Here is a 1,438-nt window from a genome sequence, read left to right on the forward strand (position 1 = left end):
GCTTGGGATCGACCCAACTGATGAGATCGTCGCCGGTGGCGTTCAGCCGCAAGGCGGCATCGACGGCGAAGTCGGCGGTCAGCGGCATGCCGAATTCATGGTCCGGCCGGCCGGCGAGTTCGACATATTCGGGTGAGCCGGCCAGCATGTTGAAATCGCCCATGCCGACAAAGGCTTCGGGATGCGGCAGTTCCGGCAGGCCGATCTCGGCGACGCCGGACAGTGCTCCGCCTTCGAGCGCATAGTTCAGCATGCGTTGGCGCAGGAACTGGATCTGGCTGGCGCGTTCGAGGGGGCTGCGGTGATCGAGATGGATGGAATAGAAGCGGATGAAACCAAGCGGCGTCTCGATCAGCGCTTCCAGCGCGCCGCGCTGGAAGTTCATCATCTCGAAGCTGCGGCTGCGCGGCAAAAGCAGGTTGCGCGACAGATGAATGGGCGTCCTAGACAGCACCATGTTGCCGAGCTGGAAGGTTTTCGTGACGGCACGGCCGTTGTCGATGTGCGAACCGATATTGGCCTCGAAATTGCTGCCATAGACGGCGAAATAGTCGGGCAGCGCCTCGCCGATCTCGGCGACCATGTCGCGGCCGCCATTCCGAGGATTGTTGCGGGTCACCTCCTGCAAAGCGATCACGTCGGCGCCGCGCACGGCATCGGCGATGCGCCCGACATCGTACTGCCCGTCGAGGCCGATGCCGTACTGGATGTTGTAGGTTACAAGCTTCATTCCGACGTCTCTCCGGCCAACCCCACATGGCCATTGTCACAAAACGGCCTCGCCCTTCGCCGCGCCTTGGTTTAGAGCAAGGGCCAAGGTTTAGAGCAATGCCGCAAAGCCACTAGTAGAAACTGTACAATCTCATGAAATTTCTCGATCAAGCCAAGGTATACATCCGCTCCGGTGACGGCGGCGCCGGTTCGGTGTCGTTCCGGCGTGAAAAATTCATCGAGTTCGGCGGGCCGGATGGCGGCGACGGCGGCCGCGGCGGCGATGTCTGGCTGGAGGCGGTCGACGGGCTGAACACGCTGATCGACTACCGGTATCAGCAGCATTTCAAGGCCAAGACCGGCGTCCACGGCATGGGCCGCAACATGACCGGCGCCAAGGGCGCCGACGTCACGCTGAAAGTGCCGGCCGGAACGCAGGTGTTCGAAGAAGACAACGAGACGCTGATCTGCGACCTGACCGTGGTCGGACAGCGCTTTCTGCTGGCCAAGGGCGGCAATGGCGGTTTCGGCAACCAGCATTTCAAGACCTCGACGAACCAGGCGCCGCGCCGCGCCAATCCCGGCCTGCCGGGGCAAGAGCTCAACATCTGGCTGCGGCTGAAGCTGATCGCCGATGCCGGGCTGGTCGGGCTGCCCAATGCCGGCAAGTCGACATTCCTGGCGGCGGTCACCGCAGCCAAGCCGAAGATCGCCGACTATCCGTTCA

Annotated in this window: 2 protein-coding genes; one reads left to right on the top strand and one right to left on the bottom strand. The window is 62.7% G+C overall.

The window, feature by feature from the left end:
- Nucleotides 1-730, bottom strand: a 730-nt coding sequence (locus tag EN994_RS31290; protein WP_127308144.1) for an endonuclease/exonuclease/phosphatase family protein, incomplete at its 3' end; no start/stop codon positions are given.
- Nucleotides 731-864: 134 nt separating this feature from the next.
- On the opposite strand from EN994_RS31290, the gene obgE reads away from it, so the two are divergent.
- Nucleotides 865-1,438: GTPase ObgE (gene obgE, locus EN994_RS31295; RefSeq protein ID WP_127308145.1), on the top strand; the 574-nt coding region annotated here is incomplete at its 3' end.

The sequence above is a fragment of the Mesorhizobium sp. M7A.F.Ca.CA.002.09.1.1 genome (genome assembly GCF_003998555.1).
Classification (GTDB): domain Bacteria; phylum Pseudomonadota; class Alphaproteobacteria; order Rhizobiales; family Rhizobiaceae; genus Mesorhizobium; species Mesorhizobium ciceri.